This is a genomic window from Pseudonocardia zijingensis (genome assembly GCF_042657305.1).
Lineage (GTDB): Bacteria > Actinomycetota > Actinomycetes > Mycobacteriales > Pseudonocardiaceae > Pseudonocardia > Pseudonocardia zijingensis.
The window spans coordinates 25,797-44,986 of the sequence record NZ_JBHSKO010000034.1; the positions used below are offsets into that span (position 1 = coordinate 25,797).

Below are 19,190 nucleotides of genomic sequence, written 5' to 3' on the forward strand. Positions count from 1 at the left end.
TATGCGGCACACTTGCGGCCGTGAAGCTCCCGGTCATGCCGCCCGTCAAGCCGATGCTGGCCAAGCCGATCGGCGACATCCCCGCGGGCCAGCTGTACGAGCCGAAGTGGGACGGGTTCCGCTCGATCGTCTTCCGTGACGGCGACGAGGTGGAGATCGGCAGCCGCAACGAGCGGCCGATGACCCGCTACTTCCCCGAGGTCGTCGAGGCGGTCCTGGCGAACTTCCCCGAGCGCGCCGTGGTCGACGGGGAGGTGGTGGTGGCCGACACCGCCCGCAACACCCTCGACTTCGAGGCGCTCCAGCAGCGCATCCACCCCGCCCAGAGCCGGGTGAACCTGCTGGCCGAGCAGACACCCGCGAGCTTCATCGCGTTCGACCTGCTGGCGCTCGGCGACGACGACCTCACCGAGCGCCCGTTCGCCGAGCGCCGTGCCCTGTTGGAGGAGGCGTTCGCCGGGGCCGCGCCGCCGGTCCACCTCACGCCGGTCACCCGCGATCTGGACGTGGCGCGGCAGTGGTTCGAGCAGTTCGAGGGCGCCGGGCTCGACGGGCTGATCGCGAAGAAGCTCGACCTGCCCTACCAGCCGGACAAGCGCGTGATGAGCAAGATCAAGCATGAGCGCACGGCCGACTGCGTGGTGGCCGGCTACCGGGTGCACAAGTCCGGCCCGGACGCGCTCGGGTCGCTGCTGCTCGGCCTGTACGACGACCGCGGCGTGCTCAACTCGGTCGGCGTGGTCGGCGCGTTCCCGATGGCCACGCGCCGTGCGCTGCTCGAGGAACTCCAGCCGCTCGTCACCACGTTCGACGAGCACCCGTGGAACTGGGCCGCCCACGAGCAGGGCGAGCGCACCCCGCGCAAGAACGAGACCAGCCGCTGGAACGCGGGCAAGGACCTGTCGTTCGTGCCGCTGCGCCCGGAGCGGGTGGTCGAGGTCCGCTACGACTACATGGAGGGCGACCGGTTCCGCCACACGGCCCAGTTCGTGCGGTGGCGCCCCGACCGCGAGCCGCAGTCGTGCACGTACGAGCAGCTGGAGCGGCCGGTCAAGTTCGACCTCGCCGACGTGCTGAACGTCAGGTAGCGCGCACCGGATGCCTGCGCAGGAGCCGGAAGGCCACCTGCATCACCGGTCCGGTGCCCAGCGCGAGGATCACGGTGCCCACCCCGACCGGCCCGCCGAACAGCCAGCCCAGGAGCACCACCACCAGCTCGATCCCGCAGCGGGACGCCCCGATCGGCAGGCCGTGCCGGTGGCAGGCCACCATCAGGCTGTCGCGCGGCCCGGCACCCAGGCCGGCGCCGATGTAGAGCGCGCCGCCCACCCCGAGCAGCAGCACGGACGCCGCCAGCACCAGCGCGCGCAGCACGATCGGCCCGTCCCGGAGGCCGTCGAGCCAGGACGTCGCCAGCAGCGCGTCCAGCGACCAGCCGATGAACAGGATGTTCACCAGCGTGCCCCAGCCGGGTCGTACGCCGAGCGCCCACGACGCCGCGAGCACGACCAGGCCAACGCCGGTGACGACCGCCCCGAACGACAGCCCCAGCTGCGCGCTCAGCCCGCCGTGCAGCGTGTCCCACGGCGACACCCCCAGCCCCGCCTGCACCGACGCCCACACCGCCACGGCGCAGAGGGCCAGGCCGACGAGGAACTGCAGCAGGCGGGAGGGCACGGGACTCCTTCTCGAGGACGTACGGGATCGGCCCTCCGGGCGGGACCCGGAGGCGGGACAGGCGACCTGCGTCAGACGTCCGACGCGGCCAGCTGCCCGCAGGCGGCGGCGATTTCGCGGCCGCGGGTGTCGCGCACCGTGCAGGCGATGCCCGCGGCCTGCACGCGCGCGACGAACTCGTCCTGCACCGGCCGCGGCGAGGCGTCCCACTCGCTGCCCGGCGTGGGGTTGAGCGGGATGAGGTTGACGTGCACGCGAGACGGTCCGACGTGCTTGCGCAACATCTTCCCGAGCAGGTCGGCCCGCCAGGGGTGGTCGTTGACGTCGCGGATCAGCGCGTACTCGATCGAGACGCGCCGGCCGGTGGTCTGCGCGTAGTGCCGGGCGGCCGTGAGCACCTCGGCGACCTTCCACCGGTTGTTCACGGGCACGAGCGTGTCGCGCAGCTCGTCGTCGGGGGTGTGCAACGACACGGCCAGCGTGACCGGCAGGCCCTCCCCGGCGAGCCGCTCGATCGCGGGCACGAGCCCCACCGTGGAGACGGTGACGCCCCGCGCCGAGATGCCGAGGCCGACGGGAGCCGGCGCCGTGATCCGCCGGACCGCCGCGATCACGCGCTTGTAGTTGGCGAGCGGCTCGCCCATCCCCATGAACACGACGTTGGACAGGCGCGCCGGTGCCCCCAGCACCCCGTCGCGGGCCGCCGCGGCGGCCTGGCGCACCTGCTCCACGATCTCGCCGGTGGACAGGTTGCGCTCCAGCCCGCCCTGGCCGGTGGCGCAGAACGGGCAGGCCATGCCGCAGCCGGCCTGGCTGGAGACGCACACGGTGGCCCGGTCGGGGTAGCCCATCAGCACCGACTCGGCGCGGGTGCCGTCGTGGCCCTTCCAGAGGGTCTTGCGGGTGGCCCCGTCGTCGCACGCCTGCTCGAGCACCGGGGTGACCAGCGGCGGGAGCAGGCCGCGCAGGGTGTCGCGCGCGGCCGCAGGCAGGTCGGTCATCGCGTCGACGTCGGCGGTGAGCCGGCCGAAGTAGTGGCGGGCGAGCTGGTCGGCGCGGAAGCCCGGCAGGCCGAGCTCGCCGACCGCGGCCCGGCGGTCGGCCGGGTCGAGATCGGCGAGGTGGCGCGGGGGCAGGGCGCGGCGCGGCGCGTCGAAGACGAGGGGGAGGGCAGTCATGACCCCTCGATTGTGCCAGGTCGCCCCCGCTCCCCCCGCCGGCGCAACGCGTACCCCAGCACGGCGAGCCCGAGGGCGGGCCCCCAGACGGCGAACGGGAACACGATCAGGCCCCACAACTCGCCCGAGTCGACGGTCATGACGATCATCGGGATGGCGGCCACCGTGAAGAGCGCGGCCACGATCCCGCCGGGCACGACGGCGGCGGAGAGCGGCACCGGCCGGCCCCGCACCACCGGCATCCAGCGCGGCCAGACCTCGCCCCACCGCGCGACCAGGCCCGTCGTCAGCATCGCTCCGGCCAGCGCGGCGAGCCCGAGGAGCAGCCCGTGCAGCCGCATCTCCGGCACGGCCGCCAGCTCGGCGGGGTCCATGCCGAGCGGCCACGGCGTCAGCCAGGTCAACCGCATCAGGCCGTACGGCAGCGCGCACAGCGCCGCGACGATCGCGGCCGACCTGCCCCAGCGCGCCGCTGCGGCCGGGTGCGCCCAGCGGGGCAGAGCGGTCCGGGCGCGGAGCACGGTGCGGGCACCGAGCACGCCCCACACCAGCGCACCGCCCAGGAAGAATGTCATGATCACGGACGGGCCCGCGAGGTGCGCAGTGGCGGCGATGACGCCCAGGTAGCGGAGCAGGACCTCGCCGTCGGCGATCCCGCTGACCCAGCCCAGGACGCCCACCAGCACGAACACCCCGACCGCCACCGGGCCGCCGCGCCGGCGCCACGCGCCCGCGAGCACCGTGGCGAACAGCACGACCGGCCCGAACATCGCCATCAGGTAGCCCACGAGCGTCAGCGGCTGGTACCCCGGCACGGCGAGCCCGAAGACCACGACCCACACGGCGGCCGCACCCACGACAACGCCGCGGGCGCGCCCCGTCGACGCGAGCGCGGCGACGCCCACCCCGGCGAGCCCGGCCCCGACCAACGCCGGTGGCACCACGACCGGGGGCACGAGGTCGAGCAGCGAGCCGGTGTTCCCGCGACCGGGCGCGAACGGGTACCGCTGCGGCCACAGCCACCACCACAGCCCGAGCGCGGCGGTGAGGGCGGACCAGGCACCCGCCACGAACGGCAGGGCCGGGGTGCGGGTGTGCGACGCGGGAGCGATCTCCATGGGGGAGACGATCCGCCGGGGGGCGGCGCCCGGTCCTCCCGGCGCGGTGGGATCCGGCTCCCCCGGGAGGGGGACGGCTGGGCCCCGGAGGGCAGGAAAGCCACATTCAGGGCCTCTGCGGCCCTGAATGTGGCTTTCCTGAACTCAGCGGCGCACCCGGTACCGCACCTCACGCAGCAGCCCCGCGCGGTGCGCGCTCGTCAACCAGAACAACCCGCCCGCGACCAGCCCGACCATCCCCTGCGGGTACAACCCGCCCGCGGTACCGAGCGCGAGCAGCGCCCCCGTGGCACCGAGCACCATCAAGGCGCCACCCAGGGCCAGCAGCGACCGCTCGTCCAGCTGGGAGGACAGCATCATCAGCGCCACGCCGATCATCGCCGCCGCCACCGGGACGGCGAGCTCGCCCCACGAGAACCGCCCGAGCGCGGTGACGGCCACCGCCACCAGCGCCGCGGTGACGCCGAGCAGCCGCAGGAACCGGCCCCGCCCGCCGCGCCGCAACGGCTCACCCGGCCCGTACCGGGTGCGCAGGGCCTGCACCAGCACGCCCGTGACGCCCAGCCCGGCGGCCAGCACGACCGTGCCGACACCTCCGTCGAGCGCCGCCGCGCCGATGGTCCACCACGCCGCGCCGACGACCGGCTCGAAGTAGGGCACACGCATACGGCCACGGTAGCGACGCCCCGGCGCCGCGGCCCGACGCACCCGTTCAGGCGGGGCGGAAGGCCTCCTTGCGGCGCACGTGCAGCCGGTAGCCGACGGGCAGCACGAGGCCCGTGGTCGCGGCGATCGCCCGCTCGGCGACGGGCCGGGAGAACTCGATGCGCAGCACCGCCTCGAGGGTCTCCCGGTCCGGGAACCGCCACGTCGTGGCGATGCGCCGCATCGAGAAGCCGTGGCGTTCGAAGAACTGCTCGACCCGGTCCGGGCGGTAGCGCGGCAGGTCGGCCAGCATCCACCCGCCGTAGGGCTCGACCGTGGCGTCCAGGTCGACGATCGCGATCGCCCCGCCCGGCCGCAGCACCCGCTGCGCCTCCGCGAGCCCGGGCTCGCACCCCGGGCCGAAGAAGTACGCGGTGCGCGCGTGCACGAGGTCCACGCTGCGGTCTGGCAGCGGCAGCCGCGCCGCCCCCGCCCGGTGCACGACGGCGAGCCCGGCCGTGCGCTCCCGCGCCCGCTCCACCAGCCCCGCGTGCGGCTCCACGCCCGTCACCGATGCGGCCTCGGCCGCGAAGACCGGCAGGTGGAAGCCGTCACCGCAGCCGACGTCGAGCACGTCCGCGCCGGCCCACGGCACCGCCTCCCGCAGCGCGGCCCAGATGGCGCCCTCGGCGTCCTGCGCGCGGTTCTCCCGCTCGTAGACCTCGGGCCAGTTCCAGATGTTGGGGCTCGGGATCGGCTCGTCCCCGGCGCCGGCCAACCGCCGGAGCGCCCTCACGGCGCGACGATGCTGAGCAGCACCCAGGCCACCACGGCGGTGGGCAGCAGGGAGTCGAGCCGGTCCAGCATGCCCCCGTGCCCGGGCAGCAACGTGCTCATGTCCTTGATGCCGAGGTCGCGCTTGACCATCGACTCGATCAGGTCGCCCAGCGTGGCGCAGGTGACGAGCAGCGCGCCGGTGAGCGCACCGGCCCACCACGCACCGCCCAGCAGGAAGTGCACGCACAGCGCACCCGCCACCATGCCGACGAGCTGCGACCCGCCGAAGCCCTCCCACGACTTCTTCGGGCTGATCGTCGGCGCCATCGCGTGCCTGCCCAGCAGGACGCCCGCCGCGTACCCGCCGACGTCGGAGGCCACCCCGCAGATCAGGAACGTGAGGACGCGCGCGAGACCGTCCTCCGCCACCACCAGCAACACCGCGAACGAGCAGAAGAGCGGCACGTACGCCGCGGTGAAGATGCCCGCGGTGACGTCGCGGACGTAATGGGCGGAGCCGGCGCGCATCCGCCAGAGCAGCACCGCGAGCGCCGTGACGGCGAACGCAATGGCCAGCCCCTGCAAGCGGAACGGCCACGACAGCCACACCATCGCCTGCCCGCCGACGATCAGGACCGGCAGCGACACCTCGATGCCCGCGCCCCGGCGCAGCGCACCCGCCAGTTCCCACGTGCCCACCGCCGTGGCGATGGCCAGCACCCCGATGAACGCGTGCCGCTCGATCAGCAACGACCCGAGGATGACGACACCCAGGAGGACACCGACGGTGATGGCCGCGACGAGATCACGCCCGGCGCGGGACGGCCGGCGGGCCGGGGGCACCATCGCCGTGGTGTGTGGGGAGGAGGCGGTCACCGTCAGACTTCGAGCAGCTCGGCTTCCTTGTGCTTGACCAGATCGTCGACCTGGTGGACGTACCGGTCGGTGGTGCCCTGCAGCTCCTTCTCGGCGCGCCCGACCTCGTCCTCGCCCGCCTCGCCGTCGCGCGCGATGCGGTGCAGCTCCTCCATCGCTTTGCGGCGGATGTTGCGGATCGTGACCCGGGCGTCCTCACCCTTGCCGCGCGCCACCTTGACCATCTCCCGGCGGCGCTCCTCGGACAGCTGCGGGATGACCACGCGGATGATCTGCCCGTCGTTGCTCGGGTTGAGGCCGAGGTCGGAGTTGCGGATCGCGGTCTCGAGCGCCTTGAGCTGGCTCGCGTCGTACGGCTTGATCACCGCCATGCGCGCCTCGGGCACGTTGATCGACGCGAGCTGGTTGATCGGGGTCATCGAGCCGTAGTAGTCGACGAGCACCCGCGAGAACATGTTCGGGGTTGCCCGGCCGGTGCGCACGGAAGCGAGGTCGTCCTTCGCGACGGCGACGGCCTTCTCCATCTTCTCCTCGGCGTCGAAGAGCGTCTCGTCGATCACGGCGTGTCCCTTCGTTCTTCTGGCGGGTCGACACCGCGCGAAGCCGGTGGCGATCCGCCAGGGATAGCACTGCCTTCCGCGTACTCCGGGGTGGTGACCAGGGTGCCGATCCTCTCACCCCGCACCGCCCGTGCGATGTTCCCCTCGACGAGCAGGTTGAACACGATGATCGGCATCTTGTTGTCCATGCAGAGGCTGAACGCGGTGGCGTCGGCCACCTTCAGACCCTGTTCGATCACCTCGCGGTGGGTGATCTCGTCGTAGAGCTTCGCGCCCGGATCGATCTTGGGGTCGGCGGTGAACACACCGTCGACGCCCTTCGCGAGCAGCACGACCTCGGCCCCGATCTCCAGCGCGCGCTGCGCACCCGCGGTGTCGGTGGAGAAGAACGGCATGCCGACACCCGCGCCGAAGATCACGACCCGCCCCTTCTCGAGGTGCCGGATCGCGCGGCGCGGGATGTAGGCCTCCGCGACCTGGCCCATCGTGATGGCCGTCTGGACGCGGGTCTCGACGTGGAACTCGCGCTCCAGGAAATCCTGCAGCGCGAGGCAGTTCATGACCGTGCCGAGCATGCCCATGTAGTCGGCGCGGGACCGGTCGAGACCCCGCTGCTGCAGTTCCTCGCCACGGAAGAAGTTGCCACCGCCGATCACGACCGCCACCTGCGCACCGGTGGCGACCACCTCGGCGATCTGACGGGCGACCGTCTCGACCACCCCGGGATCGACCCCGACTCCCCCGCCGCCGAACATCTCGCCGCCCAGCTTGAGGAGCACGCGGCGGTAGCCGCCGTCGGGGCCGATCCGTGGGTTGGTCATCGCGTCGCCTCGTCCGTCGATCGGCTCAGGCCTGGCCGACCTCGAAGCGGGCGAACTCGCGGACGGTGACACCCGCCTCGTCGAGCAGCGCCTTCACCGTCTTCTTCGGCTCGTGGACCGACGGCTGGTCGAGCAGCACGACGTCCTTGTAGAAGCCGTTGAGCCGGCCCTCCACGATGCGGGGCAGCACCTGCTCGGGCTTGCCCTCCTCGCGGGCCGTGGCCTCCGCGATGCGCCGCTCGTTCTCCAGCACCTCACCCGGGACCTGGTCGCGGGTGGTGTACTGCGGGCGGGCGGCGGCGATGTGCATGGCCACGCTCTTGGCGGCCTCGTCACCCGCACCCTCGTACGCCACCAGCGCGCCGATGGCCGGCGGCAGGTCCGACGCGCGGCGGTGCAGGTACAGCGCCACCGGCCCGTCGACGTGGATGTAGCGCTTGAGCTCGAGCTTCTCGCCGATGCGGGCCGAGAGCGCCTGCACCGCGTCGTCCACGGTGCCGCCGTCGAGCGGCGCCTTCTTGAGGGCCTCGACGTCGGCCGGCTGCTGGTCCACCGCGACGCGGAGGATCTTGTCGGCGAGCGCCTGGAAGTCGTCGCTCTTGGCGACGAAGTCGGTCTCGCAGTTCAGCTCGACCATCGTGCCGCCCTCGGCCGCGACGAGCCCGTTGGCGGTCTCCCGCCCCGCGCGCTTGCCCACGTCCTTGGCGCCCTTGATGCGGAGCAGCTCGACCGCCTTGTCGAAGTCGCCCTCGGCTTCCTCGAGCGCCTTCTTGCAGTCCATCATCCCGGAACCGGTGAGGTCCCGGAGCTTCTTGACGTCGGCGGCGGTGTAGTTCGCCATGGTGGGAGTTTCGTCCGTTCTCTTCAGGAGGTGTGAGGGGTCGTCAGCCCGCGGTCTGCTGGGTGCCGTTGCTGGTGCTGGCCGGCGCCGGCTCGGCAGCCGGGTTCGGCGCCTCGGCGCCCTGACCCGCCCCGGTGAGGCTGGCACCGTCGGACCCGGCACCCTCGGCGAGCAGGTTCTGCTCCCACTCCGCCAGCGGCTCGTCGGTGCCCACACCGGCCTCCGGCTTCTCCTCGCCGTCGCCGCCGCGCGAACGCTGCGAACGCTGCATCAGCCCGTCGGCCGCGGCGCGCGCGATCACCTTGGTGAGCAGCGCGGCGGACCGGATCGCGTCGTCGTTGCCCGGGATCGGGAAGTCGACCTCGTCGGGGTCGCAGTTGGTGTCGAGGATCGACACGACCGGGATGCCCAGCTTGCGGGCCTCGCCGACGGCGATGTGCTCCTTCTTGGTGTCCACCACCCAGACCGCACTCGGCACCTTCGACATGTCGCGGATGCCGCCGAGGGTCTTCTCCAGCTTGTCCTTCTCACGGGTGAGCATGAGGATCTCCTTCTTGGTGCGACCCTCGAAGCCACCCGTCTGCTCCATCGACTCCAGCTCCTTGAGGCGCTGAAGCCGCTTGTGCACGGTCTGGAAGTTCGTGAGCATGCCGCCCAGCCACCGCTGGTTGACGTACGGCATGTTGACGCGGCCCGCCTCGTCGGCGATGGCCTCCTGCGCCTGCTTCTTCGTGCCGACGAACATGATCGTGCCACCGTGGGCGACGGTCTCGCGGACGAACTCGTAGGCCCGGTCGATGTACGACAGGGTCTGCTGCAGGTCGATGATGTAGATGCCGTTGCGCTCGGTGAGGATGTAGCGCTTCATCTTCGGGTTCCAGCGGCGGGTCTGGTGCCCGAAGTGCACGCCGGAATCCAGCAACTGCTTCATGGTGACGACGGCCACGGCCGGTGCTCACCTCTCGATCAGGCGTGACCGGTGACGGTCACGCACGCGGTTCTGCGGAGCGCCGGTCGGCGGCACCGCCCTGGCGTGGCGCCGGTGGCCGGACCCGGGAGGCCCCGGGACCGCCCGTCCACCGTCCCGCTCGACACGGGTACGCGCACGCGCGAAGTCACCTCGACGTCGTCGAGATGCAGATCGAGTGTACGCCGCGACCGGAACCGTCCCGAAGGCGCGTCCCGCAGCTTGTCCACCTCACCCCGAACCATCCACAACCACGGCCACCACCCACCACACCTCCCCTCCCCCGCCCACCCTGATCCCGTGACCCCCGTCCACCTCCGACCCCCGCGCGCAGCACGCCCGATCGCCCGGGCCGTGTCGCGGCTGGTCGCGGTCCTCGGCCTCACCGTGCTGCTCGCGGCACCGGCGGGCGCCTCCCCCGTCGCGCCTCCTGGCGGCAGCGCACAGGCACCCCCACCTGCACCTCCACCCGACAGCGCAGGCGTCCCCGCCCCCGGAGCGCGGTACGCCTGGCCGCTCCTCCCCGTGCCTGTGATCGCCACGCGGTTCCGGGCGCCGCCCCACCCGTACGGACGCGGTCACCGCGGCGTCGACCTCGTGGGCGCCGCAGGCCAACCGGTGCTCGCGGCCCGGGCGGGCACCGTCGTCTTCGCCGGCCCGGTGGGCACGCGCACCGTGGTGTCGGTCGACCACGACGACGGGCTGCGCACCACCTACGAACCGGTCCGCCCCGCGGTGCGCCCCGGCGCGGTGGTCCGAGCTGGCGACGTGCTCGGGCAGCTCGAGCCCGGCCACCCTGGTTGCCCCGCTGCGGTCTGCCTGCACTGGGGCGTGCGCCGCGGGGCCCAGGAGTACCTGGACCCGCTGGTGCTCCTCCGCCCACCCCGGGTGCGGCTGCTCCCGGTGCCGGAGGCAGAGGCCCAGGCGGCGCCGGAGCCGGAGCCGCGTGCACAGCAGCATCCGCAGGCATAGGCGCTACCGGAGGTGGAGCCTCAGCCGGAGGCGCAGCCGGGAACCGAGCTGGAGCCATGAGGTGCGATTGCCACAGGCGCTGGCGCCACCAGGCGGCTGCTCCCCTGGACGCGACAGCTGCGGGCCGAGGTTTCGCGCGATCAAGGCGAGATGGCCGCTCCCGAAGATCATCCAGCGACCTTTTCCCCTTGATCGATGCGCTCGGGCGCAATTTCGGGCGTCGCCACGCCCGTGATCAGGAAGCTGGCGCATTCCCGGGTCGAAAACGCCCGATAACGCGCCAGAACCGTGATCATGCCCTTGACACCGCCACCGGTGGCGCAGGTGGTGTCGGCGCCGCAGGTGGTGCCGGTGACAATGCCGGTCGCACGCCGCCCGCCGCGCGCCGCGCGCCGCGCGCCGCGCGCCGCGCGTCGCCCGCCGCGGCGAGCGTGTCGACCGGGGCTCAGCCCGCCGCGAGCTCCTCCAGCCGCCCGCGCAGGCGCCCCACCAGCCGGGTGTGCAGCTGGCACACGCGCGACTCGGTCACCCCGAGGAGCCGGCCGATCTCGGCGAGCGTGCGGTTCTCCAGGTAGTAGAGGCGCACCACGTCGCGGTCGCGCTGCTCGAGCTGCTCCACGGCCACAGCGAGCTGCCGCAGCGTCTCCGCGGCCTGCACCACCGCCATCGGGTCGGGTGCGTCGTCGTCGGCGAGCAGTTCCGACACCCCGCCACTGCTCTCGTCGAGCGCCTCCACGCTGATCAGCTGCGTCTGCCTGCTGAGCAGCCGCACCTCCTGTACCGGAAGGCCCAGCTCCTGAGCGAGCTCGGCGTCGGTGGCCGCGCGCCGGAGCCTGGCCTCCAGCCGCTCCTGCGCCCGCTCCAGCTCGCGCACCCGCCCGCGCACCGTGCGCGGCACCCAGTCCTGCGCGCGCAGCTCGTCGAGGATCGCGCCGCGGATGCGCGCCACGGCGTAGCTCTCGAACCGGGGGCTGCGCTCGGGGTCGAACCGCTCCACCGCATCGATGAGCCCGAACACCCCGCACTGCACCAGGTCGGCCACCTCCACGTAGGAGGGCAGAGCGCTGCCGAGCCGGTGCGCCACGGCGCGCAGCAGCGGCGTGTAGTGGACCACGAGCCGGTCGCGCAGCACCCGGGACCGATCGGTCAGGTAGGCCGCCCACAGCTCGTCCACCACTGCCGGCGTCGCCGGCGCCACCGGGGCGTGCACCATCGCGGCCGCCGTTCTGAGCTGCGCAGACGGGGCCGGGAGGACGTCATGCCCGCGGGTGCGCCTGCTCATGTACCACCTTCAGCCGCTCGACCGTGACCTGCGTGTAGAGCTGAGTGGTTGCTAGCTTAGCGTGACCGAGCAACTCCTGTACGTAACGGAGGTCCGCGCCGCCCTCCAACATGTGCGTGGCCGCCGCGTGCCGGAGGCCGTGCGGCCCGACGTCCGGCGCGCCGGGCACCGCACCGAGGGCCTGGTGGACCACGCGCCGCGCGACGCGTGGGTCGAGCCGGCCGCCGCGGGCACCCAGCAGCAACGCGGGCGGCGACCCGGGCCTTGCCAGAGCGGGCCGGCCGACGGCGAGCCAGCGCCGCAGCGCGTCTGAGGCGGGCACCCCGTAGACGACGGTGCGTTCGTGGTCGCCCTTGCCCACGACGCGCAGGGCCCGCCGGTCCGGGTCGACGTCGTCGAGGTCGAGCCCGCACAGCTCCGCCACCCGCACCCCGGTCGCGTACAGGAGTTCCAGCACGAGCAGGTCGCGCAGTGCCACCGGGTGCTCCTCGGCCGCACCGTTGCCGGCCGCGTCGAGCACCGCGCCGGTCTGCTGCACGGTCGGGACCGCGGGCAGCTCCCGCCGCGGCCGGGGCGTCACCAGCCGCGCCCCGGGATCGTCGGGCAGGCGCCCGGTGCGGTGGGCCCACGCGGTGAAGCTGCGCGCCGCGGCGCCGCGACGTGCGAGCGTGGCCCGCCCCAACCCCGCCTCGTGCCCCGCCGCGAGCCAGCTCCGCAACCTCGGCAGGTCCAGGCCCTCGAGCTCGTCCAGGCCGCCGAGAAGGCCCGTGAGATCACCCCGGTAGGCCCGCACGGTGTGCGCGGACCGCCCGCGCTCCAACGCCAGATGCTGCAGGAACGCCTCCAGCGCGGCCGCCGGCCCGGGCGCGAGCTCTGGCAGGGAAGGCACCAATCGACGGTGCTCGCCCGGAGTCCCCCGGTCAAGTGACACATCGGCAATCACCCACCCGTGGCCGGGCCCCGGCCGCGCCGCTACCGAGCGGAGTCCCGCGGCCCGGCGCCGCCGGCGCCGACCGCTCACACCACGGCCTCACCTCCCTCCGCTTGCCTGCGGCGCCAGCGGCCCGCGCAGTGCTCCACGAGCCCGCGGCGCTCGAGCGTGATCAACGCGCTGCGGACGTCGCCGATCGGCACCCCGGACTCCAGCGCGAGCCATCGGGTGTCGCGCGCGGCACGGGCCGGCAGGGCGTCGTGGACGAGGGCCGCCCGGGGGCCGAGCCCATCGGTGGGCCGGTCCCCTTGCGGCTCGGGACCGCCGGCGAGGTGTGCACCGATCGGTGCCACCGCCTCCAGCACCTCGTCGCTCCGGGTGACCAGCAGGGCGCCGTCGCGGACGAGGCGGTGGCACCCCGCCGACATCGCCGACGTGACCGGCCCCGGCACCGCCATGACGGTGCGCCCGAGCGCCAGCGCGTCGGACGCCGTGCGCTGCGCACCGCTGCGCAGGCCGGCCTCGACGACGACGGTGCCGGTGGCGAGCCCGGCGATCAGCCGGTTGCGCACGAGGAAGCGGTGCCGCCCCGGCACACCGCCGGGCGGGTACTCGCTGACCACGAGCCCGCTCGCGGCGATCCGCTCCAGCAGCAGCTCGTGGGACGCGGGGTAGGCGCGGTCGACACCGCACGCGAGCACCGCCACGGTGGCGCCCTCCACGGCGAGAGCACCGCGGTGGGCGGCGCCGTCGATCCCGATGGCGGCACCGGAGACGACGGTGCACCCGCGGTCGGCGAGCCCCGACCCGAGCTCGCCGGCAACGTGGGCGCCGTAACTCGTGGCCGCCCGGGCCCCGACCACGGCGACGGCGTGGCCGCACAGCTCGTCGAGCCGGGCAGGGCCGCGCACCCAGAGCGCCAACGGCGGGGCGAGCTGGGCCGAGCCCACCACCTCGAACGCCTCGATCGCCTCCGCGGGCCATTCCGGGTGTTCTGGTGTGATCAGCCGGGCGCCCGCTGCCGCAGCGGCGTCGAGGTCGGCCTGCGGCCGGTGCACGGACCGCCGGACGCCGGTCTCGGCGGCCACCGCCTCCTCGACGCGCCCGTCGAACACCCGCGCCGCCGCCTCGACCGGCCCGGCCTGCGCCACGAAGGCGGCCAGCGCGGGAGCGGGCGGCTCGGCCACCCGCGACAGGTACGCCCGCGCCAGCAGGATCTGCTCGTTCATGCCGCCCTCCGGTCGCGGAAGTAGAGCGCCGTCTCGACGAGGTCGGCGTCAGGCCGGTCGTGGCCGGCGAGATCGGCCAGCGTCCAGGCCACGCGCAACGCCCGGTCGGCTCCCCGCGCCGTGAGCTGCCCTGACCTCAGGCCGGCGTCGAGGGGGCGGATCGCGCTACGCGGCAGCGCGAACCGGGTGCGCAGCACGGGCCCGGGCACCTCGGCGTTGGTGCGCCACCCGAGGGCGCCCCACCGCTCGGCGGCCGCGGCGCGCGCGGCGAGCACGCGCGCCCGCACGGAGGCGGTGTCCTCACCCTGGCCGGTGGCGGTGAGCGCGGTGACCGGGAACATGCGGGCCCGCAGGTCGACGCGGTCGAGCAACGGGCCGGACAGCCGGCCGAGGTAGCGGCGGCGCACGAGCGAGGGGCAGACGCAGTCGCGGTCGTGGGCGGGAGCGCAGGGGCAGGGGTTGGCCGCGAGCACGAGCTGGAACCGGGCCGGGTACTGCACGGTGCCCTCGGCCCGCGCCAGCCGGACCTCGCCCTCCTCCAGCGGGGTGCGCAGCGAGTCGAGCAGGCTCGCGCCCCACTCCGGTGCCTCGTCGAGGAAGAGCACCCCGCGGTGGGCGAGCGACACCGCACCCGGCCGCGGCACCCCGGAGCCACCGCCGAGCAGCGCGGCCATGGAACTGGAGTGGTGGGGCGCGACGAACGGAGGCACCGTGGTGAGCGCCTGGCCCGGGGGCAGCCGACCGGCCACCGACCGCACGGCGGCGAGCGCCAGCGCCTCCTGCGGCTGCAGCCGTGGGAGCAGGCCGACGAACCGCTGCGCGAGCATCGTCTTGCCCGTGCCCGGCGGCCCGACCAGCAGGACGTGGTGGCCGCCCGCCGCCGCGATCTCGATGGCGTGCCGCGCGTCGTCCTGTCCGACGACGTCGGCGAGGTCGGGCGGCTCGGCCACCTCGTCGTCGCCGAGCGGCTCCGGCCTGCGCAGCGCGGACCCGGTGCGGAGGAAATCCAGCACATCAGCGAGGCACGTGGCGCCGTGGACCTCGAGGCCCTCCACCAACCCGGCCTCGGCCAGCATCGCCGCCGGCACCACCGCGCGCCGCATGCCCGCGTCGCGCGCGGCGATCAGGCACGGCAGCAGGCCGCGCACCGGCCGGAGCCGGCCGTCGAGTGCCAGCTCGCCCATCAGGACCGTGCCGTCGAGCTCCGGCTGCGGCAACACCTCGCCCGCGCCGAGAATCGCACAGGCGAGGGCGACGTCGAACCCGCTGCCGGTCTTGCGCAGGTTGGCGGGCGAGAGCGCCAGCACGATCTTCTCGTTGGTCCAGGTGAACCCCGTGTTGACCACCGCCGCACGCACGCGGTCCTTCGATTCGTTCAGCGCGGCGTCGGGCAATCCGAGCAGGTGGAACTTGGGAAGGCCCTTGCCGACGTCGGCTTCGATCTCCACGACGTGGCCGTCGACCCCGACCAGGGCCACCGAGTAGGCGCGCGCGATGGGCATCAGAACGCCGCCTCGTAGTGGTGGACGACGACGGGAGCGCCCGGCTCGGCCACCACGGCGAGCACGTCGAACCGCACCGGCACCCAGCGCACCTGGTGGGCCTGCAGCCAGGCGTTGGTGACCAGGCGGATGCGGGACACCTTGCGCGCGTCGACCGCCTCCGCCGGCTCGCCGAACCAGGTGCTCGAGCGGGTCTTGACCTCGCAGACCACGAGCCGGTCGGAGTCGGTGGCCACGAGATCGATCTCGCCGTGGCGGCACCGCCAGTTGCGCGAGAGGATCACCAGACCCCGTTGCTCGAGGTACCGGGCCGCGAGGTCCTCACCGCGGCGCCCGAGCACGTCCTTCGCTGCCATACCGACAACGATCGGCGGACCGGGGGTGTACGGACAGGCCGGCCGATGAACTGTGGACAACCGGGGCACGAGGTGGACAACCACGGCTCTGCCAGGCCGAGGATGTCGGTGTGGGGCGCATCGACGCAGGTGGATCTCAAGACACGCACGGCCGGGAGGGCGCGGCGGCCCGCGATCCACCCGGCAGCACGTCACGGTCGCCGAGGCAGAAGCGGGGTGCGGCTCGAGGGTTGGTTACGGGCGGGCGAGGACGGTGGGCACGGCCACCCCGCCACCAACGACCTGAACAGCACCCCACTGCTGCGGCGACAACACCCGCGTGCGGCTCGCGCCGGGAAGCCGTGTCGAGAAGCACTTCACAGTCGCCACGACGACAGCGGTGCGCGGCTCGCCAGGTGGGTGAGGCGCGGGCGAGCGCGACACACCCACCCCGCCACCAACGACCCGAGCAGCACCCCACCGTCGCGACGACAACACCCGCGTGCGGCTCGCGCCGGGAACCCGTGTCGAGAAGCACGACACCGTCGCCACGACGACAGCGGTGTGCGGCTCGCGCGGTTCTCAGAGGCGGGCGAGCGCGGTCGGCGCGCCCCATCCCGCCACCAACGAACTGAACAGCACCCCGCGGTCGCGGCGACAACAGCAGCGTGCGGCTCGCCAGGTGGATGAGACGCGGGCGAGCACGGTCGGCACACCCACCCCGCCACCAACGAACCGAACCGCACCCCACCGCCGCGGCGACAACACCCGCGTGCGACTCGCCCGGGAAACCCGAATCCAGAAGCACGACACCGTCGCCACGACGACAGCAGTGTGCGGCTCGGACGGATCATGCGCCGTAGACCACCGTCCAGCGCGGCGTGCACCGGTCGGTACACCCGACAGAACGCCACGACGCGGCGACAGCAGAGTCCGACTCGAGGACCCGACGCGGTCGCTCGCCACCACCCCACCGGAGTTCAGGAAAGCCACATTCAGGGCCGCTAAGGCCCTGGATGTGGCTTTCCTGAACTCCCCGGGCGCGCCCGGGACCCTACGTGCCGAACTGGTTGCCCTCCGGCAACCGCAGGTCGGGCTTCTCGAGCTCCTCGACGTTGACGTCCTTGAACGTCAGCACCCGCACGTTCTTGACGAACCGTGCCGGCCGGTACATGTCCCACACCCACGCATCGGACATCCGGACCTCGAAGTAGATCTCCCCGTCGGCGTTGCGGGCGGCGACATCCACCGAGTTGGCCAGGTAGAAGCGACGCTCCGTCTCGACGACGTAGGAGAACTGGGCCACGATGTCCCGGTACTCCTTGTAGAGCGTGAGCTCCATCTCGGTCTCGTACTTCTCGAGATCCTCGGCGCTCACGGTGCTACCCCTCCTCTGGAACCCTCGGACGACCCGACGGCCAGCGCCCCATTGTGGACCAGACCCTCCGGGAGGTCCTCCCCCAGGCCTGCCTCGATCGGGTCCTCGTCCATCGGATCGTCGTCGAACACGTCCTCGCCGTGGGCCGTGACGGGTGGGCGGATGCCGTCACGGGCCGCGCGCACGTTCACGAACGAGTAGCGGTGCACCCGGCTGGGGCCGTGCGTGAGCATCGCCTCGTCGTGCACGGGGGTGCAGTAGCCCTTGTGCTCGGCGAAGCCGTACTGGGGGAACTCGCGGTCGAGCTCGACCATGATCCGATCCCGGGTGACCTTGGCGAGCACGGACGCCGCCGCCACGCACGCGGCGACCTGGTCGCCCTTCTGCACGGCGAGGGCAGGCGTGCCGAAGCCGCGCACCGCGAACCCGTCGGTGAGCACGTAGCCGGGCACGGTGGAGAGCCCGGCGACGGCCCGGCGCATCCCCTCGACGTTGGCGATGTGCACGCCTCGGCGGTCGACCTCCTCCGGCGGGATCACGACGACGGACAGGTCCTCGGCCCGTTTCCGGATCAGCGTGTAGTACTCCTCGCGGGCCGCGGGCGTGAGGAGTTTCGAGTCGGTGAGGCCCTCCAGCCGCTTGGCGTCACCGGGGCGCAGCACGCACGCGGCCACGACGAGCGGGCCCGCGCAGGCGCCGCGGCCCGCCTCGTCGACGCCGGCGACCGGCCCGAGACCGTGCCGGTGGAGGGTGCTCTGCAGCGTCCAGCTGCCCGAGCGCCGCACCACGGCGCGGGCCGGGCGCAACTCGGGCGGCAGCGTGGGGCGCACCGGGCGGCGGCGCGCCCGCCGGTGGGGTACAGGTCGTGCGGCCATCGAGGAGCAGTCTGCGCCAGGCGGTGAACGCACGTGCGCTCAGGGTCGCCGGTCCGGGAGGAACGGCGGATCCAGCAGGTGGCGGTCGCGGCGGCGGCGCAGCACGGCCAGCGGCGCCGCCCCGAGCAGGCCCAGGGCGAGCGGCGCACCGGCGGCCGCGTCGCCCGCCATGCCGACGGCGGCGACCTGTGGGTTCTGCGCTGCCACCCAGGCGAACCGGTCGAACGGCAGCACGATCATGCGGGCCTGGCCGATCACGTTCTCGACGGGCACCGCGCCGTGGTCGGGCATGCGCGAGTCGGCCGAGTTGTTGCGGCTGTCACCCATCATCCAGAGCTGCCCCTCGGGCACGGTGACGGGACCGAACGAGGCCTGCTTGGGCGGGCCGGCTTCGGGCAGGTAGAAGATGTACGGCTCGTTGAGCGACTGGCCGTCGACCATGACCTGACCGCGGGAGTCGCAGCACTGCACGGTCTGGCCGCCCACGGCGATGACCCGCTTGACGAAGTCCTTCTCGTCGGGCGGGGCGAGCCCGATCAGCGAGCCGAACAGCTGCAGCCCGCGCACCACCGCGTTGCGCGGCTCGTCAATCTCGATCTCGCTGCTCCAGCTGTCCGGCCCCCGGAACACGACGACGTCGCCGGGGGCGGGGTCGGTGAAGCGGTAGGTGATCTTGTCGACGAGCACGCGGTCGTTGTTGCAGCCGGTGCAGCCGTGCAGCGTGGTCTCCATCGACCCGGACGGGATGACGTAGACCTTCGCGAGGAACGTCTGGATCAGGAACGTGAGGGCGAGCGCCACCACGATCAGGATCGGGAGTTCCTTCCAGAACGTGGGCCGCCTGCGCCGGCCGGGACGCAGCTTGCGCCCGCTGGCCTCGATCTGCTCCTTGTACTCCGACGCCGGCCTGCTCCCCGGCGTGGCGCCCGCGCGGCGGCGGTGGCGGCCCGGCACCTCCCCCGAGCCGGGGTCGGCGGGGGGAACCGTGCCGTCGATGACGACGGTGGGCTCGTCGTCCTCCGGCGCCCGCCGCGGCGGCTGCGGCGGTGGGACGCGTCCCGGAGGCGGCCCGCTGCGCGCGCCGTTCTGCCCGACACCGTTCGGGCCGACGTCGGGAGCCGCCCCGTTGCCGGTGGGCCCGCCGCCGTGGCGCCCGTGCCGGGGCGCCCGGGGGTCGCGCTGAGCACGCCGGGGCGGGACGGGTCCCTGGTCTCGCGGCGCGAACG

At 73.6% G+C, this 19,190-nt stretch carries 20 protein-coding genes and 1 pseudogene; 2 read left to right on the plus strand and 19 right to left on the minus strand.

Annotation, left to right across the window (positions count from 1 at the left end):
- Positions 1-20 precede the first annotated feature (20 nt).
- Positions 21-1,088, plus strand: a complete 1,068-nt coding sequence (locus tag ACFPL3_RS38050; RefSeq protein ID WP_343940396.1) for an ATP-dependent DNA ligase — start codon at positions 21-23, stop codon at positions 1,086-1,088.
- Here the strand turns inward: ACFPL3_RS38050 and ACFPL3_RS38055 are convergent.
- The 10 genes and pseudogenes from ACFPL3_RS38055 to rpsB form a co-directional block, all read right to left on the minus strand.
- Complete coding sequence (locus tag ACFPL3_RS38055; RefSeq protein WP_343940394.1) at positions 1,081-1,677, minus strand: YczE/YyaS/YitT family protein; 597 nt, start codon at positions 1,675-1,677, stop codon at positions 1,081-1,083. The two genes, ACFPL3_RS38050 and ACFPL3_RS38055, sit on opposite strands and share 8 nt — an antisense overlap.
- 71 nt (positions 1,678-1,748) lie before the next feature.
- Entirely contained in the window at positions 1,749-2,855 is a 1,107-nt protein-coding gene (gene rlmN, locus ACFPL3_RS38060) for a dual-specificity RNA methyltransferase RlmN (protein ID WP_343940392.1), read from the minus strand.
- The gene (locus tag ACFPL3_RS38065) at positions 2,852-3,973 is read right to left on the minus strand and encodes a hypothetical protein (protein WP_343940390.1); all 1,122 of its coding nucleotides are present in this window, start codon (positions 3,971-3,973) and stop codon (positions 2,852-2,854) included. The genes rlmN and ACFPL3_RS38065 overlap by 4 nt, the downstream gene beginning before the upstream one ends.
- Positions 3,974-4,117: 144 nt before the next feature.
- A complete protein-coding gene (locus tag ACFPL3_RS38070; protein ID WP_343940388.1) occupies positions 4,118-4,639 on the minus strand; it encodes a hypothetical protein in 522 nt (173 codons plus the stop codon).
- Positions 4,640-4,685: 46 nt separating this feature from the next.
- Positions 4,686-5,414 (minus strand): class I SAM-dependent methyltransferase, encoded by a 729-nt coding sequence (locus tag ACFPL3_RS38075; protein WP_343940386.1) that lies wholly within the window; start codon positions 5,412-5,414, stop codon positions 4,686-4,688.
- Complete coding sequence (locus ACFPL3_RS38080; RefSeq protein ID WP_343940406.1) at positions 5,411-6,241, minus strand: phosphatidate cytidylyltransferase; 831 nt, start codon at positions 6,239-6,241, stop codon at positions 5,411-5,413. Before ACFPL3_RS38080 ends, ACFPL3_RS38075 begins: the two co-directional genes overlap by 4 nt.
- Before the next feature lie 32 nt (positions 6,242-6,273).
- Positions 6,274-6,831 (minus strand): ribosome recycling factor, encoded by a 558-nt coding sequence (frr, locus tag ACFPL3_RS38085; RefSeq protein WP_343940384.1) that lies wholly within the window; start codon positions 6,829-6,831, stop codon positions 6,274-6,276.
- Between the two features lie 86 nt (positions 6,832-6,917).
- Positions 6,918-7,652: pseudogene (pyrH, locus tag ACFPL3_RS38090) on the minus strand (UMP kinase); the annotation flags it as partial.
- A 25-nt stretch (positions 7,653-7,677) separates the two neighbouring features.
- Positions 7,678-8,493, minus strand: a complete 816-nt coding sequence (tsf, locus tag ACFPL3_RS38095; RefSeq protein WP_343940382.1) for a translation elongation factor Ts — start codon at positions 8,491-8,493, stop codon at positions 7,678-7,680.
- A gap of 43 nt (positions 8,494-8,536) precedes the next feature.
- Positions 8,537-9,439 carry a 30S ribosomal protein S2 gene (rpsB, locus tag ACFPL3_RS38100; RefSeq protein ID WP_343940380.1) on the minus strand — a complete coding sequence of 301 codons (903 nt, stop codon included), beginning with the start codon at positions 9,437-9,439 and terminating at the stop codon, positions 8,537-8,539.
- A 321-nt stretch (positions 9,440-9,760) separates the two neighbouring features.
- Between rpsB and ACFPL3_RS38105 the strand changes: the two genes are divergently transcribed.
- Positions 9,761-10,432 carry a M23 family metallopeptidase gene (locus ACFPL3_RS38105; protein ID WP_343940378.1) on the plus strand — a complete coding sequence of 224 codons (672 nt, stop codon included), beginning with the start codon at positions 9,761-9,763 and terminating at the stop codon, positions 10,430-10,432.
- 167 nt (positions 10,433-10,599) lie between these two features.
- Here the strand turns inward: ACFPL3_RS38105 and ACFPL3_RS38110 are convergent, their stop codons facing one another.
- The 9 genes from ACFPL3_RS38110 to lepB form a co-directional block, all read right to left on the minus strand.
- The gene (locus tag ACFPL3_RS38110) at positions 10,600-10,728 is read right to left on the minus strand and encodes a hypothetical protein (RefSeq protein WP_379590630.1); all 129 of its coding nucleotides are present in this window, start codon (positions 10,726-10,728) and stop codon (positions 10,600-10,602) included.
- A 149-nt stretch (positions 10,729-10,877) separates the two neighbouring features.
- Entirely contained in the window at positions 10,878-11,714 is an 837-nt protein-coding gene (locus ACFPL3_RS38115) for a FliA/WhiG family RNA polymerase sigma factor (RefSeq protein ID WP_343941226.1), read from the minus strand.
- Positions 11,689-12,603, minus strand: coding sequence for a tyrosine recombinase XerC (locus ACFPL3_RS38120; protein WP_343941227.1), 915 nt, complete (start codon positions 12,601-12,603; stop codon positions 11,689-11,691). The genes ACFPL3_RS38115 and ACFPL3_RS38120 overlap by 26 nt, the downstream gene beginning before the upstream one ends.
- A 128-nt stretch (positions 12,604-12,731) precedes the next feature.
- Positions 12,732-13,874: a DNA-processing protein DprA gene (gene dprA / locus ACFPL3_RS38125; protein WP_343941228.1), complete on the minus strand. Its 1,143-nt coding sequence runs from the start codon at positions 13,872-13,874 to the stop codon at positions 12,732-12,734.
- On the minus strand, positions 13,871-15,376 hold the full coding sequence (locus ACFPL3_RS38130; protein WP_343941229.1) for a YifB family Mg chelatase-like AAA ATPase: 1,506 nt from the start codon (positions 15,374-15,376) through the stop codon (positions 13,871-13,873). The genes dprA and ACFPL3_RS38130 overlap by 4 nt, the downstream gene beginning before the upstream one ends.
- Complete coding sequence (locus ACFPL3_RS38135) at positions 15,376-15,732, minus strand: YraN family protein (protein WP_343941230.1); 357 nt, start codon at positions 15,730-15,732, stop codon at positions 15,376-15,378. The genes ACFPL3_RS38130 and ACFPL3_RS38135 overlap by 1 nt, the downstream gene beginning before the upstream one ends.
- Before the next feature lie 1,033 nt (positions 15,733-16,765).
- The gene (locus ACFPL3_RS38140; protein WP_343941231.1) at positions 16,766-17,089 is read right to left on the minus strand and encodes a DUF2469 domain-containing protein; all 324 of its coding nucleotides are present in this window, start codon (positions 17,087-17,089) and stop codon (positions 16,766-16,768) included.
- Positions 17,086-17,964, minus strand: a complete 879-nt coding sequence (locus tag ACFPL3_RS38145; protein WP_379590634.1) for a ribonuclease HII — start codon at positions 17,962-17,964, stop codon at positions 17,086-17,088. Before ACFPL3_RS38145 ends, ACFPL3_RS38140 begins: the two co-directional genes overlap by 4 nt.
- A gap of 39 nt (positions 17,965-18,003) precedes the next feature.
- Positions 18,004-18,918 (minus strand): signal peptidase I, encoded by a 915-nt coding sequence (gene lepB, locus ACFPL3_RS38150; RefSeq protein WP_343941245.1) that lies wholly within the window; start codon positions 18,916-18,918, stop codon positions 18,004-18,006.
- Positions 18,919-19,190: the final 272 nt, after the last annotated feature.